Annotated in this window: 9 protein-coding genes; 2 read left to right on the plus strand and 7 right to left on the minus strand. The window is 66.2% G+C overall.

Annotated elements, in window-relative coordinates; all coding sequences use genetic code 11:
- Positions 1-36 precede the first annotated feature (36 nt).
- Positions 37-756, plus strand: a complete 720-nt coding sequence (locus ABE422_RS02380) for a GntR family transcriptional regulator (protein WP_313212168.1) — start codon at positions 37-39, stop codon at positions 754-756.
- 4 nt (positions 757-760) lie between these two features.
- On the opposite strand, the gene ABE422_RS02385 is transcribed toward ABE422_RS02380, so the two are convergent.
- The gene (locus ABE422_RS02385; RefSeq protein WP_019184591.1) at positions 761-1006 is read right to left on the minus strand and encodes a hypothetical protein; all 246 of its coding nucleotides are present in this window, start codon (positions 1004-1006) and stop codon (positions 761-763) included.
- A gap of 389 nt (positions 1007-1395) precedes the next feature.
- On the opposite strand from ABE422_RS02385, the gene ABE422_RS02390 reads away from it, so the two are divergent.
- Positions 1396-3735: an ATP-binding protein gene (locus tag ABE422_RS02390; protein WP_346482388.1), complete on the plus strand. Its 2340-nt coding sequence runs from the start codon at positions 1396-1398 to the stop codon at positions 3733-3735.
- Between the two features lie 120 nt (positions 3736-3855).
- On the opposite strand, the gene ABE422_RS02395 is transcribed toward ABE422_RS02390, so the two are convergent.
- From ABE422_RS02395 to ABE422_RS02420, 6 genes are all read right to left on the minus strand, one after another.
- The gene (locus ABE422_RS02395; protein WP_346482389.1) at positions 3856-7908 is read right to left on the minus strand and encodes an ESPR-type extended signal peptide-containing protein; all 4053 of its coding nucleotides are present in this window, start codon (positions 7906-7908) and stop codon (positions 3856-3858) included.
- Between the two features lie 69 nt (positions 7909-7977).
- Positions 7978-8673, minus strand: coding sequence for a giant cable pilus chaperone protein (locus ABE422_RS02400; protein ID WP_019184595.1), 696 nt, complete (start codon positions 8671-8673; stop codon positions 7978-7980).
- A gap of 17 nt (positions 8674-8690) precedes the next feature.
- A complete protein-coding gene (locus ABE422_RS02405; protein WP_313212172.1) occupies positions 8691-9821 on the minus strand; it encodes a CfaE/CblD family pilus tip adhesin in 1131 nt (376 codons plus the stop codon).
- On the minus strand, positions 9818-12541 hold the full coding sequence (locus ABE422_RS02410) for a TcfC E-set like domain-containing protein (RefSeq protein WP_346462459.1): 2724 nt from the start codon (positions 12539-12541) through the stop codon (positions 9818-9820). The genes ABE422_RS02405 and ABE422_RS02410 overlap by 4 nt, the downstream gene beginning before the upstream one ends.
- 51 nt (positions 12542-12592) lie before the next feature.
- Positions 12593-13096, minus strand: a complete 504-nt coding sequence (locus ABE422_RS02415) for a CS1 type fimbrial major subunit (RefSeq protein ID WP_070425221.1) — start codon at positions 13094-13096, stop codon at positions 12593-12595.
- Positions 13097-13360: 264 nt separating this feature from the next.
- Positions 13361-13990 carry a response regulator transcription factor gene (locus ABE422_RS02420; protein WP_313212175.1) on the minus strand — a complete coding sequence of 210 codons (630 nt, stop codon included), beginning with the start codon at positions 13988-13990 and terminating at the stop codon, positions 13361-13363.
- Positions 13991-14095: the final 105 nt, after the last annotated feature.

Raw genomic sequence — 14095 nt, forward strand, 5'->3', positions numbered from 1 at the left:
GGTAGAATGCTGCACACCTGCCCATGAAGCCCTGCCATGCCCCTGGCCCCTGGTCCCCGCCTGTCCAAGAAACGCGTGCCGCTTTATGAAGCAGTGGCCGAGCGGCTGCGCCAGAAGATCTACGACTACGAGCTGCCACCGGGTGAATGGATCGACGAGCCGCTGCTCGCCGAAGAACTGGGCATCAGCCGCACCCCGCTGCGCGAGAGCCTGAAGCTGCTGGCCGCTGAAGGCCTGGTGCAGCTCGATGCGGGCCGCGGCAGCCGGGTCACCCGGCTGACCCTGGAAGATCTCAACCAGCTTTTTCCGGTGATGGCCATGCTGGAAGGCCGCTGCGTGCATGAGGCGGTCAAGCGCATCGATGAAGCGGGCGTGGTCCAGCTGCAGGCGCTGCACGATGCCATGGAAGTCGCCGCAGCCGCGGGCGACCTGGCCGAGTACTACCGCAACAACTATCTGATCCACGAAAGCCTGCAGACCCATGCCGGCAACCCGTGGCTGATCCGCGTCACCCACGACCTGCATCGCATCCTGAAGATGCATCGCGGCCGCCAGTTGCTCACGCCGGGCCGCATGGCCCAGTCACTGGCCGAGCATCGCGCCTTGATGGCATGCATCCGCAACCGTGATGCCGAAGCCGCCGAGCAGATGATGAACCGCCATCTGCTCAGTCAAGGCGAAGCATTGGCGGCCTATGTGGCAGCCGGTGGCCAGTTGAACGTGCCTGCGCCGCTGCCTCGCCATGGCGGGATCTGAGCGCTCAGGCCAGCTCCACCGTCAGCCGCGTCAATGATTGCCCCAGCAGGTGAAGCCGGATCTGGTCCAGGCTGGTGAAGTAGCACGCCGTATCGGCGCCGGCCAAGCGGTAGATGCCGCGCTTGCCGCCCAATAGAACGAATTTTTCCTGGTCCACCAGGTACTGGGCGACCGGCGGCACACCCTGTGCCTTGAGCGCATCGATATCGATGGGTTCAAGGGCGTCCAGATCATGTAGTGCTGTGGTCATGGGAAAAGAAACTTCGCGACGGGAATGCCAGCTTAGGTGGCGCACACGCAGCAACGCGTGGAACGATCGTGAGGACGGTGCGAGTGTCCAAGGTGATGCAGGCAGCTGACCGATCGCATCGTCGCCAGCTGCGCGATGCACGTTGATGAGCTTCGACTGCCATGCCGATCGAGCCAATCGCCGTGAAGGGCGCGTGGAGGCCTGCGAGACGCACTGCGCAGACCGAGCGCCTCGTGCCGGATACGACACCCCATCGTCGGAAACGCACATTGAGCGCCTCCTGGTGTCGTGCAAGGCTGGATTCGTGGCTGCGCGCACCAGCTTCCACAGCACCGTCGGCGCCTTGCCGGTGCCGTTCTTGTGCGTGGATCGGGTGCGAGCGTACTTACATGAAAAACATCGCGGGTAAACGTCGGGTCGCGTTGCAGGCCAGCCTGCTGGCGACCATCCTCCTCGCCGCCGGGGCGCTGCTGCTTACGCTGTTCCCCGCTCATTCGGATCGGCAGCCGCCCTTCGTGCTGGCCGCCGGCCCGCAGTTGGGCGGCCCGTACGGGCTGGGCGGGCCTTCCTCGCTGGGCGGTGCACGTGCCTACGTGGAGGCGGTGGAGGCACTCTCAGGCATCAAGATCCAGGTGGCCGGCGCCACCACCTTCAGCGACGCACTCGGCCTGCTTGCGCAGCAGGAGGTGGACGGGCTGGCGTTCGCGCTGCCGGGCACCACGGCACTGTTGCCCAGGGCCACGGTGATTTCACCGGTCTTCTATGCCGGCGACTCGGTCCTGCTCACCCGCAGCAGCTCCCCCGTGCGGGCCCTGTCTTCCCTGGAGGGCAAGCGTGTCACCGTGATCGGCAACGGGGAGTACCACGGCTATCTCGCCGCTCACCACCCCGCGATCGAGGTGATTCCTCTGCCTGCCGCGGCAGACATGGTGGCCGCGGTGGACAGCGGCACCGTGGACGCGGCGCTGGGCATGGACGCTATCCTGATTCCGCTCGCACGACGGGGCAACAGCACCACGCTGGCGGTGCATCCGGCCAGCGATGGCCCCTCCGTGCGAATCCGGGTCGCCTCCCATCCTGCGCGTGCCGCCGAGATGGACCGGGCCCATCAGGCGTTCCGCTCGTTGCCACTGGACACCCAGCAGGATCTGGTCGGCCGGTGGATGGATGCCCTGTATCGCTCGCCTCCCACTCTCCATGCCGTCCTCTCTTTCTATCGCACACCGATCATCGTGCTGGTGCTGTCCATCCTTGGTGCGGCCTTCGTGATCATCCAGGCCTACCGCAATGCGCGGGCGACCGCGGCGCTGCAGGCCAGCACGGCGCGCATGTTGACCCTGGTCAATCACGAAGTGCGCAATGGCGTGGCCTCGGTCATTTCCGCCATCGACCTGATTGAATCCACCGTCCCCACCCCGGCCGCCGCGCCCGTGATCGCATCCGCCCGCGCGGCCACCTCTTCCCTGCACCACACCCTGGCCAATGCGCTGGAATTCATGTTCCTGGATCGCCACAGCCATGCACCCGTGGAGTGGCAGCCCGGCGCGGCCACCGTACTGGCCGGCTGCCTGAGCGCATCCCGGCCGGTGGCCGCGGCCAAGGGCACCGCCCTGCTGTTCGATCTCGACCAGCCGGTGCTGGAGCACGCGAGCTGCGACACCCGCGCCCTGCGCCACATCGCCAGCAATCTGATTTCCAACGCCGTGAAGTTCTGCGATGCCGGAACCGTGTCGGTGCGCCTGAGATTCGAGGCGGGCGTGGGCGAGCGCGGCCGGATGGTGCTGCGTGTGAGTGATACCGGCGAAGGCATCAGCGCCGAAGATCTGAACGACATCTTCGGCGCCTTCAGCACCACCCGTGACGGCCGGCAGCGCGGCGGGACCGGGCTGGGGCTGTCCCTGTGTCGCCGCATCGCCACGGCGCAGGGCGGGCAGATCACCGTGCGCAGCCAACCAGGCGTGGGGTCCACCTTCACCGCCACCCTGCCCGCGCAGCGGCGCACGGAGCCGGCGCCGGCCCTGCCCGGCCACCTGTCCGACCACAACGACCGGCCCGCGCGCGCCCTGGTCATCGAAGACCAGCCACTGATCGCCGACGTCATCAGCCACCGGCTGCGCGAGCGCGGGTTCGAGGTGCGCTGCGCCACCAGTCGCCATGAGGCACTGCAGCAACTGGCGCAGGCCGGCCCCTTCGACCTGATCACCCTGGACGATGCACTGCCGGATGCCAGCGGCCTGGAAACAATCGAGGCGATCCGCGCCCTGGAGCGGACGCGCGCGTGGCTGGGCGCCCGAGTGGTCTCGATCTCGGCATCACCCGACGTCACCCGTCCACTCCGCTACCGGGCCGCGGGCATCGCAGCGACGTTGTGCAAGCCCATCGACTGGCCTGCGTTTGATGTGGCCACGCACTGCACGGCGATGAATCCGGCCAGGGCCCTGCGGCCGGCGGCGGCGACGCCGTTGGATGTGCTGGCGGTGTATCGCACGCAGATCCCCCAGGATGTTGCCGCACTGCGCGAGGCCATCGTGGCCCACGAATGGCGGCGGGCGCTGGGGATGAGCCACCGCATCCGCGGGGCGGCCTCGATGGTCGGGGATGCGGCCACGCTGGTCACGCTGGACCAGATCGACGGCTGCTTGAAGCACCATGCCATCAACGGCGACCCGGGCGCCGCGGACCTGGACGAGATCGACCGCCTGCTGGCGCAGATGGACCCAGGCACCTGAGCCCACGGCGGCGTGGCACCTGCCCGCCCGGGCCCGCACGGCACGACACAAAAAGAAACTCCCCGGTCCGCAATGACGGACCGGGGAGCGCCGGTGTATCCCTGCAATGGGCCGGGAGGATTACCAGCCGATGCCTACACCCAGGCCCACGCTCTGCTCACCGCTGTTGGTGAACGCCCCGTTGAGGCTGAAGGTGGCCGAGCCACGCTCGTTGAGCACCCGCTGATAGCCGACCGCCAGTGCCGACTCGCCATCGCTGTAGCCCACGCCAGCGCCCAGGCGGTTGTACGTCGCCAGGCCCGCCGTGTTCATCGCCATCGCGCTCTGCGCACTGCTCATCGCCGCCATGCGGTTGAAGCGCTTGTCCATCTTGTCCAGGCGGCGTTCGAAATTGCTGATCGCCCCATCGGTGTACTCGTTGGCGCGGGCCAGCATCTTCTCCAGATCGGCGGTGTTCACCTGTGGGGTCGGCGCCGGCGCGTCGGCCGGCGCAGGCGAGCCACCACCATCAGCACTGGCGATGCCGCCACCGGCACGGCCTGCGGAAGCCGCCGCCGGTTCACCCGATGCACCGGCAGGGCCCTCGGCCTCCGGCGCAGCCGGCGGCGTGGGTGCACTGGCCGACGCCAGCGCCCTGCCCTCCGGCGTGGCATCAACGCGCTGCTCCAGCCCATCGATGCGACCGTCCAGGCGCTGCTCCATGGCATGCAGCTGACCGCCGTTGACCGCATCGCGGCTGCCCGGGGCAATCAGGCCGTTGGCCACGTTGCCCAGCACCATGCCGTTGGCGCCGGCGAGGTTGAGCTGGCCCAGACCATCGCTGCGGGTTGCGGGGCTTTCCTGGAACGCCGAGCGCAGTTGGTCTTCGACCCGATCAACCCGGGTGCCAGCGGTGAGCACCGCGCCGTCGAGAACATTAAGGGCGTCTTCAACGTTGTTCTGGCTTCCGCCCTGCATTCTGTAGGTTGGAAGGATAATGTTTCCGCCCGGATCAATGGCCGCCCCCCCTCCCAGTGCTGTTAATGAGTCACCGAGCTGCCCCACAGTGACGGCGTCTTCAGCCCCCCGCCCTCGAGCCAGATTGACGATTCGTCGCTTCCTAGTCAGGTTTCCAACAGAAACCACATTCTCTTCGGTCGCGGTCGATGATGCGCCCAATGCAACTGAATACTCTGCACCCGCCTCAATTCTTGCAAATCCGCCAAGCGCTACGCCTTCATTGCTATGAACCGATGACCCGATACCCAGAGCGAACCCATTTTCGGCAGAGCTATCGACGAACGACGCGCGCCCTAAGGCGACAGATCCCTTTCCTCTAGCTCTAGAGAAAGCTCCTATAGCAGTTGCTCCATCAGTGCCTTCACCAGCCTCAGCGCCATCACCAATGGCTACTGAAAACTCTCCTGCCTTGGCGTCAATACTTTCGTCATCCTGCCCGATAGCTATGTACCTAGCCGTCTCTTCAACCTGTGACAGGCGCTGATTGGTGACGAACAACTGCCCACCGTTCACAGCATCGGTGCTCCCCGCCGAACTGATATCGCCCGCTGCCACGCCGCGTACCTTGCCGCCGTCCATATCGATCGAACCGTCGGCTGCGTAACGGGCCACGCCTTCCAGATCGGGATCGAAGTTGTCAAACTCGGTACGCAGGTCATCCAGATCCCGCCGGTTGCCGGCGATACGCGCCTCGTGTCCAGTCAGCTCGGTGGCGTGGCTGGCCAGCAGAGACTGATTCGCAGTGACCTTCTGATCGACGGCGAATACCTGTTTGCCCGTTACTGCATCGGTGCTGGTGCTGCTCAACGTGGCATCAGCCACGTTCACGAGCTTGCGCTTCAGTGTTGCGTTGCCAATGGAGACCTGATTGGTGCCACCGGTCACCGACTTTTCGCCCAATGCCACCGCATTTTCGTGCGTCGCCTTCGCGTTTCCACCCAGTGCAAGCGCGAACTGGCCCGTCGCACCGGAGGCGCTACCGATCGAGATCGCATTGGTGCCAACGGCATTGGCGTTGTTGCCCACGGCAACGGTCGCCACGCCATTGGCCTTGGCGACATTGCCCATGGCCATGGCCAGGTGCCCCGTCGCGGTGGCCTTGTTCGCGTCGCTCACCTCAGCGGCAGTGGCCACTGCGTTGCCCGTGGCGCGAGCTTTGGCGAAGGCGCTGTCCGCGGTCGTCTGCGCAACGTTTGCGCTGGTCTGGGCGTTGGCGGCGGCACTTCGAACCGAGGCCACTTCCGTGTTCGTGGCATTGAGCTGCTTGCCGCTCACCGCTTCGGTGCTGCTGGCGCTGAGCGTGGCTTCAGCAACGCCGGTGACCTTGCGGTTGGCGTTGGACTTGTTGCGCACATCCACCATGGTGCCGGTGTTCTCTCCGCCCAGACGTACGTTGCTGGTGGCCGAGGTCTGACTGACCAGACCGCCGAGCGCATTGGCCTTGGCCAGTGCATTGTCGGCGGCGGTCTTCGCAGCGCCCGCCGTCGTCTGCGCGCTGGTGGCCGTGGTCCGGACCGAGGCCACTTCCACGTTCGTCGCGTTGAGCTGCTTGCCGCTCACCGCTTCGGTGCTGCTGGCGCTGAGCGTGGCTTCAGCGACGCCGGTGACCTTGCGATTGGCGTTGGATTTGTTGCGCACATCCACCATGGTGCCGGTGTTCTCTCCGCCCAAGCGTACGTTGCTGGTGGCCGAGGTCTGACTGACCAGTCCGCCGAGCGCATTGGCCTTGGCCAGTGCATTGTCGGCGGCGGTCTTTGCAGCCCCAGCAGTCGTCTGCGCGCTGGTGGCCGTGGTGCGGACCGAGGCCACTTCCACGTTCGTGGCGTTGAGCTGCTGACCTGTCACCGCATCCGTGCTGCCGGTGCTCAGTACGCCATTAGCGATGTTCTGGATGCGGCGCTTCGTCCCTCCGGCGTTCGCCACGTCGATCACCGTACCGGTGTTCTCCGCGCCCATGCGGATGGCACTGCTGGGTGAACTCTGGGTCACCAGACGTGCTCCCGCTGCGGCCTCATCTGCCGTCCTTTGTGCGCGGGTAACGTTCTCGTTGGTGACAAACAATTGTCCACCCGTCACGGCATGGTCGCTGCCACGGAAAAGGCCGCCGTCCTCCATGCCGACGATACGACGCTTCCGGCTGCTGCTGCCAACGGCGACCTGCCAGTTGCCGGTGGTGACCGAGCCGCTGCCCAGGGCAATGGAGCTCAAATGCTGGGTGTTGGCGCCGCGGCCGATGGCAATCGAATCCTGGGCGAATGCGTCGGTGATCCGGGCGCCCTGCCCGATGGCAATGGAGCCCGTGGCCGCGGTCTGGGCATCGCGACCGACGGCAAGCGACGAGGCTGTCTGCGCTTTCGCCCCCTTGCCCATCGCCAGCGCATTGGCGGCGGTGGCCTGGGCACCACGGCCCATTGCCAAGGCACCTTCTGCGGTTGAGCGGGCCTCGTGCCCGACGGCTACCGCATCGTATTCCGCACGGCTGTTACCGCCCAGCGCTACTGCGCCAGACCACCCGGCCGTGCCTGCATATGCATTGCCACCGATGGCGATCCGGGACACGCCAGCACTGCTGTTGACCGTGTTGGCACCGCTGCCGACGGCAATCGAGTTCTCCGAATAGGCTTTCGCGTTGTTGCCGAGCACCGTGGTGCCGACACCAGACGCTACCGACTGTGCACCAACCGCCGTTGCGTAGCCACCATTGGTGATCTGCACGTTGTAGCCAATGGCAGTGTTGTTGGTCCCCCGGCTGGTGATCACGCTTCCGTAGGCCACAGAGCGGCTGCCGCTCAGCGTTGATCGCGAGCCCAGCACGGTCAGCAGGTCTCCATCAACAGTGGAGTCCCGATAGTAGTGATCTGTCGTCAGCGCGACCTGCCCTATGATCCGCTCAGCCAGCGCGTCTGCGAACGGCGCAGCACCTGCACCGCTGATGGCCGCCCGGCTTCCAAACGCGGCCTGCAATGCCCACGCGTCCAGCACTGGAACATCCACCGACTCATCGACCGTATCCTCCTCGGCAGCCCAGGCACCTGGAGATGACAGGGTAAGCGCCAAGGCGAGTGCACCGGCACCGACCAACTGGCTGGACTTGCCTCTGGCGGCGCTCAGTTCACTGGCCACCACCCAGCATTGCCGTGCGGTGGACCATAGGCGACGGTAGATCTTGTTCATCGAACTCTCCTTAACAGCGATGTCAACAACGCACCCGCCACGGAAATCTGCGTAGCGGGCGTGGAAAAATCAGGGCGTGAGGGTGGTCACGTGTTCCCGATAGCCATCGCGCGTGAGCCGATAGCGCAGCTGCACGGTATGGCCGGGCACCACCGTGAAGGGCAGCGCAAGGGAACTGCCGGGATACAGGCTGTGGGATACGTCATGGGCGGTGCAGCGGCTGCCCTCGCAATCGGCGATGCTGGTGATGCCGAGGCGCAGCGTGCCGTCGTTGTACAGCGCATCGCCCTGCACCCGCGGCTGCACGGTGCCTTCGGCCGGCAGCACATTGACCAGCGCACCCCAGACCAGATTCACACCGATACTGGCCTGCGCACCGTCACCGCCCTCGATGCTGGTTTCCTCGGGCCCACGCACGCCCTCGAAGTAGACGCGGTAGGCTGTCTCGGCCTCCACGGGCTGCAGCGGAATCAACCGGATCAACCGGTTGCCGCCGCCCGCCAGTGCGAACTTCCCGGGTGTGATGGCAATGGCCGCCTCGCCCGGCTCGACCTCCACCTCGTGCTCCTGGTCGCTGGCCGGATCTACGATGCGCCGCAACGAGGCCTGGATGTACTGCGGTTGGGTGGACTGTGAATAGATGCGCATCTGGGTGCTGCGCTTGCCATCCACCGAGGCGCGCATTGGATGCACGGTGAGATTGGCCTGGGCCGGCAATGCCAGCAGCAGCGTCAACGGGATGAGGCAGGCGGCGAGTCGTTTCATGCGGCTTCCTGGGGGGATCAGGGGGTGGTGGTGGGCACACGCAGCTCCACCTGCAGCTCGCCGAAATAAGTGCCGGCCTGCTGGGCGGAAATGGGGACGCGGGGAATATCGAAGGTGATCGGCGTGGGCACACAGAACACCGGCTGGCTCATGCCCGGCAGGATCACCAGCCGCAGCTGGGCGCTGTCGATGCCGTGCAGTTGCTGTTCCACGCCGTTGGGCATCCGCACCGTCGCGCCGCTATGGGCGAGGCTGACGGTGTAGTCCAGGCGCCGCGTGTCGTCGGTACCGCCATCGGTGTGCCAGAGCGAGTAGCCGCTGGGACCAGGGGGATGCCCGCCACGATCGCGAACCGTCACGCCGAGATACTGCGCCTGTGAACCGAGACCGTCGTACAGGCACATCTCCAGCACCGTGCGTCCACCCACGGTCTGCCCGATGGGATCATAGGCAGCGTTGAGCTGTACCAGCGGACTAACGTTGTGAAATGCGGGGAAGTAGATCGAGACGGCGTTTCGATCAGTGATAGTGAAGTCGAAGTTAAAGCGATAGGTCGCGACTGAACCCCCATCAGGTTCGTCATGCAAGGTCATCACTAAAACGGCGTCCCAGTGACCAGCCACCAGCCGAGAAAGCTCGTTCTCCGGCAAGACCAAACCAACGCGTGTTCCAACTGTGGGGTCGCCCCCGCAGGCATCTCCCACTGCTATCCAAGGCGGACGAATGGGTGAAAGCCAGTACGTTCCGCATACACGCGTATCCATCGCGCGATTAATCCACCCGCGCACGCTTATGTTCGTGGTCATGCCCGAGCGCCGTTCCCGCGCTTGAACGGAGATGAGCCCTGCGCCGTCGCCAATGGCGGATATCCCGCTTGTAGGGCACGCACCCGTGGCGGAGTCGCTGGACGACGCGCATGTGAGATGAAGTTGTCCGTACTTCAGTGACCTATCCACGCTGTAACCGAGAACGAATTCCGGAAGCCAGATCGACATGTCCCCAGGCATCGCCGAGCGATCCCACGTCATCACGATGTTCTGCGTGGCACTCACCGGATGGGTTTCCGGCGGCCGCTGCCCCCACGCCTTCGGCATCACCAGCAGCAACGCCAGCACCAGCATCACCGCCCATACGCCACGCCGGTTCATGGCGTACCTCCAGCGGCGGCGGTCTGCGGCACGGCGGCGATCAGCGCCTGTTCCTGCAGCAGGCGGGTGACCCGTGCCTGCTGGCGGATATCGGCGGGCAGCTGGGCCACGCTCAATGGCGCGCACTCCACCTGGCCCACCAGCATCACGACATTGCGGCGCTCGCGAACCTCCAGCGGGCACTGCAGCAGGCTGTCGTCCTGCAGCAGGTACAGCGTGCGTTCGCGGCGCGGGAAATCGGCGACGAAGCCGCCGTTGGCGCCGGTACCGGGCACCGGCGCGTTGAGGATGCGGGCGCCGCGCAGTGGCGCGCCGGCGATGTCGCGGGCGCTGCCGATGAAGGTGTAGGTCACCTCGATCGGTACCGGCACCTGCACCAGCCGGCCGGGAGAGAGGAACAACGGCCGTGCGCCGCCCACCCCGGTCACGCGGATGGCGGCATCGCTGGTCAGCGCGCTGGCATCCTGCACTTCGGCACGGTGGGTCTGGTAGGCCGGCAGCGGCAGCAGGCGGCGCTCGCCCAGCGCCAGGCGCTGCCGGCGCAATCCGCCCACCTGCAGCTCGGCGGCCACGCCGGTCAGTTCCAGGTCGTCGGTGTCATCCACCTGTACGGCCAGGCCGGCCTCGGCGCCCAGGCCGCCGCCCCAGTAGAAGCCACGGCGGCCCAGCGCCAGCCCGGAGCTGTGCGTGGCGCTGTAGGCCATCTCGTTGCCGCCGCGCTGCTGGTAGTGCGCCAAGGTGGCGCCGGTGTGGCCGATGCTGTTCTGCAGCTGGGCACTGAGCGCGGCGCTGTAGCGGTCGTTGTTGTTGCCGCGCACATCCAGCGAGGCCTCACGGTATTGCGTATCCACTTCCTGGCGCACGGTCTGGCCGGCGCTGTAGTTGATGTCCGGCCGCAGGTGCTGCGGCTGCCGGTAGTCGATGCCATAGCGGCGTTGCGAACTACCCCGGTTGCCGCGTTGCAGCCGGGTCAGGCTGACGTTGAGGTAGATGCCGCGGTCGCGACCGACACGCAGGCTGCTGCGCGTATCCTGCTGCCACAGGCCGAGCCGGGTGGACACGCTGAACTCCTGCCAGCGCTGCACGCGGCTGTAGCTGGCCTGCCAGGTGCGGCTGAGCTGCGGCTCGCGCGTGTAGCGCTGCTGCCACGGGGGCAGCAGCGGGTCGAGCCCGGCCATCGGATCGTCGATGTCGCCCGGCAGCAGCGAGCCACGGCCCCAGGTCTGGCGGCGGGTATAGGCCATGTAGGCGCTGCCACCGGCAACCGGCAGCGCAACCGATGCGCTCAGCGAATCGGCGCAGCCCAGGCGGTCGCGCGCATCATCCTCGAACACACAGGCCTTGCCGCGTACCCGCTGCTGATAGAGATTCCACGAGGCGTGGCGGCGATAGGACACCTGATGCTGCTGGCCGCTGCTGCCATCACTGCCCAGCAGGCCGCTGAAGGTGGCACGGATATCCTGGGTGTCGAAGGCATGGCGCAGGTCCACACGCAGTTCGCCATAGCTGAAGCCGCCGAGGTCGGCGACGCCCGCGGTGACCGCCGTGGCGCGGCCCAGTGGCACGCGCAGGCCGGCCATGGCGGCCATCTCGCCGTCGAAGCGGTCGCTGCGGCGCTCGTTGCGGCGGCCGCCCTGCAGGAACCACTGCACGCTGCTGTCGGTCCAGTCGCCGCCCTTATCGAACGGCGCGTCCTCGCTGCGCACCAGCTGGCCATCTTCGTAGACGCGCAGGGTGACGGTGTAGTTGCCGAACGGGAACCGGCGGGTGTCGAGCTGGTTGATGCCGGCCGGCAGGTAAAAGGTCTGCAGCAGGCGCTCGCCATCGAAGGCGTCCACCCGTGCATCGCGCGCCAGCAGCACGGTCAGTGGCAGCGCCTGCACGGCGGCATCGGCATCCACGTAGGCCTGGGTGGTACCCACGCGCAGGCCGGCGAAGCGATCCATCGGCAGCATGCTGAAACTGAAAGTGCCGCCCTGCGGGCTGGACAGGTTCCGGCGGTCCATGCGCCCGGCCTGCAGATAATGCTGCTGGCCCAGGTCATGGCGGTAATAGGCGCTGTCGAACTGGAAATCATCGTGGCGGCGGCCACCGCGGTACTGCTGGCTGTTGAAGTTCCAGTCCACGGCAATGTGGCCACGCTGCAGCACGCCCAGCGCACCCGCGCCTTGGGCGGTCAGTGCCTGGTAGCCGCGGCCGCCACTGAAATTGAGGGTCTGCTGGTGCAGGAACGCGTTCTCGGCGTTGGTGCTGACCTGATGGAAGCGCTCGGCGGCCGGCTCGGCCGCGATCCACTGGCGGGCGACGAACAGGCGCACGGCGCCCTCGCCTTCGTCATACAGGGCACGCACGGTGTTGGAGTCCTCGGGGGGATCGAGATAGCCACAGCCCGCACTGCCCCCGCCATAGCGGCAGGCGAGATGGCTGTTGCGCGGCAACGGCTGCGACAGCGCGGGCAGCAACGCCGCCTGCGCCTCGGGGGAAAGCTCCAGCGCCTGCAGCACCTGTGCCGGATCCTCCAGCTGCACGTGCTCCAGGGTCACGCGCACGGGCGACAGTCCGGCTGAAAGGCCGAACAGACGTACGTCGAGTTGTTCGATCTGGCCTTCGGCCAGTTCCTCGAAACCGACTGGAACGCCACGTGCCGTGGCCAGCGGGGTGGCCAATGACAAGGCAAGCGCGATCGCCAGCCGGGTGATGGCGGGTGCGTGAGCTTTCATGGGGGTTACTACCTGAAGCGGCCGGCCCGGGTGCCGGGCCGGCGCAGGGTGTTACGGGGTGCCGGTCTTCTGCACCATGGCGATGCTGACAATGCCCTCGTACTCGCCTGCCACGGTGATCGGCGCACGGGTGGCCTGGCCGATCTGCAGATCCATCACCACCGAGGCCCCCGGCAGCGCGCCGTCGTAGATATCCGAGGCGAGGAAGTCCTGTGCGGCAACCGTCAGGCGCTTCTTGTTGAGGCTGACTGCCAGCGGGATGGGCGTGCCGCCGCCGCTCCGCAGCACCAGCGACGGATCCGCGGTCAGGCGGACTGCGATGTCCTTGTCTTCATCGTTGGTGTAAATACGCACACGTTCGGTGTGGGCGTTCAAGCCCTGCCCCGGAATATGGGCAAGGGTGATCAGGTCCGGCAAGGCGCTGCCGTCAGCCTTCATCAGCGCCAGCGTGGTGTCCACATTGGTGTAGACCTTGATGTGGGATTCGGCGGCGTTGGCCGACAGCGAGACGGTGGCCAGCGCGGCGGCCAGGGACAGCTTCCTGAGCAGAGTCATTGCGATCTTTCCTTGCGTAATAAGTAATGAGACTGACCGCAGGCAAGGGAGGCCGAACGTCGGCGCCTGCGGACAGGACGCAACAGTAAAGATGCAAGCTGCGTTGCACCATGCAACAACTTGACAAAAATGGAATGCGTGCAGCATTGGACGATCGACTGGAAAAATGGGTGCAACCGCGTGCGCCGATCGCCCGCAGATCGACAGTGTCGCCGGGTCTCATCAGCGGCATTCCGGATGCACACCTGCTGCCACAACAGCGGCTCACTGCCCGCCGGGAGACAATCCAATGGACTTTGCGTAGTCGAGCAGCTCATAGTCCGAGCGCAGGCCCAGCCGACGCATCGCCGCGCCTTTCTGGCGGCTGATGGTACTGATCGTTCGCCGGTGCACATCGGCGATTTCCTTGACACTCAGCCCGTGCGCGAGCAGCCGGATGACTTCGCTCTCGCGCGAGCTGGGCCCGGTGCGGTTGCGACCGGAGCGCAAGCGTTGGGCAAGATCGCCGGAGAAATAGCTACGGCCGCCGAGGACGCAGTCCACTGCGGCCAGCAGGTCGGACAGGCCGCCGGTTTTCTCCAGGATGCCCTCCACGCCCAGCCGCACCACCGCTCGAAGCACCTGCAGGTTGGCGAAGGAGGTGACGACGATCAAGCGCACATGGCCGTGATCACGGCGGATGCTCTCCAGCATGCGCACGCCATCGGGGCGACCACCCCACGGCATGGACAGGTCGGTGATGACCAGGTCGCACGTCTTTTCCGCCAGCAGGGCTTCGAGTTGCCCGGGATCCGCTGCTTCGCCGATGACCCGTACCCCGGGGTGCCGGGCGAGCAGGCACTGGAGGCCCACGCGTACCACTGGATGATCGTCCGCAATCAGTATGTTTTTCATGCAAGAGCCCGTGAATTGAAGTTACACGCGCACGGCGCATGGCCTCGCCACACTGGGCGATGACGAATACGTTCTGAAACTCTCGCTCAACGGCCTGCCGGCAGG

The organism is Stenotrophomonas sp. TWI1151, from assembly GCF_039673135.1.
GTDB lineage: Bacteria > Pseudomonadota > Gammaproteobacteria > Xanthomonadales > Xanthomonadaceae > Stenotrophomonas.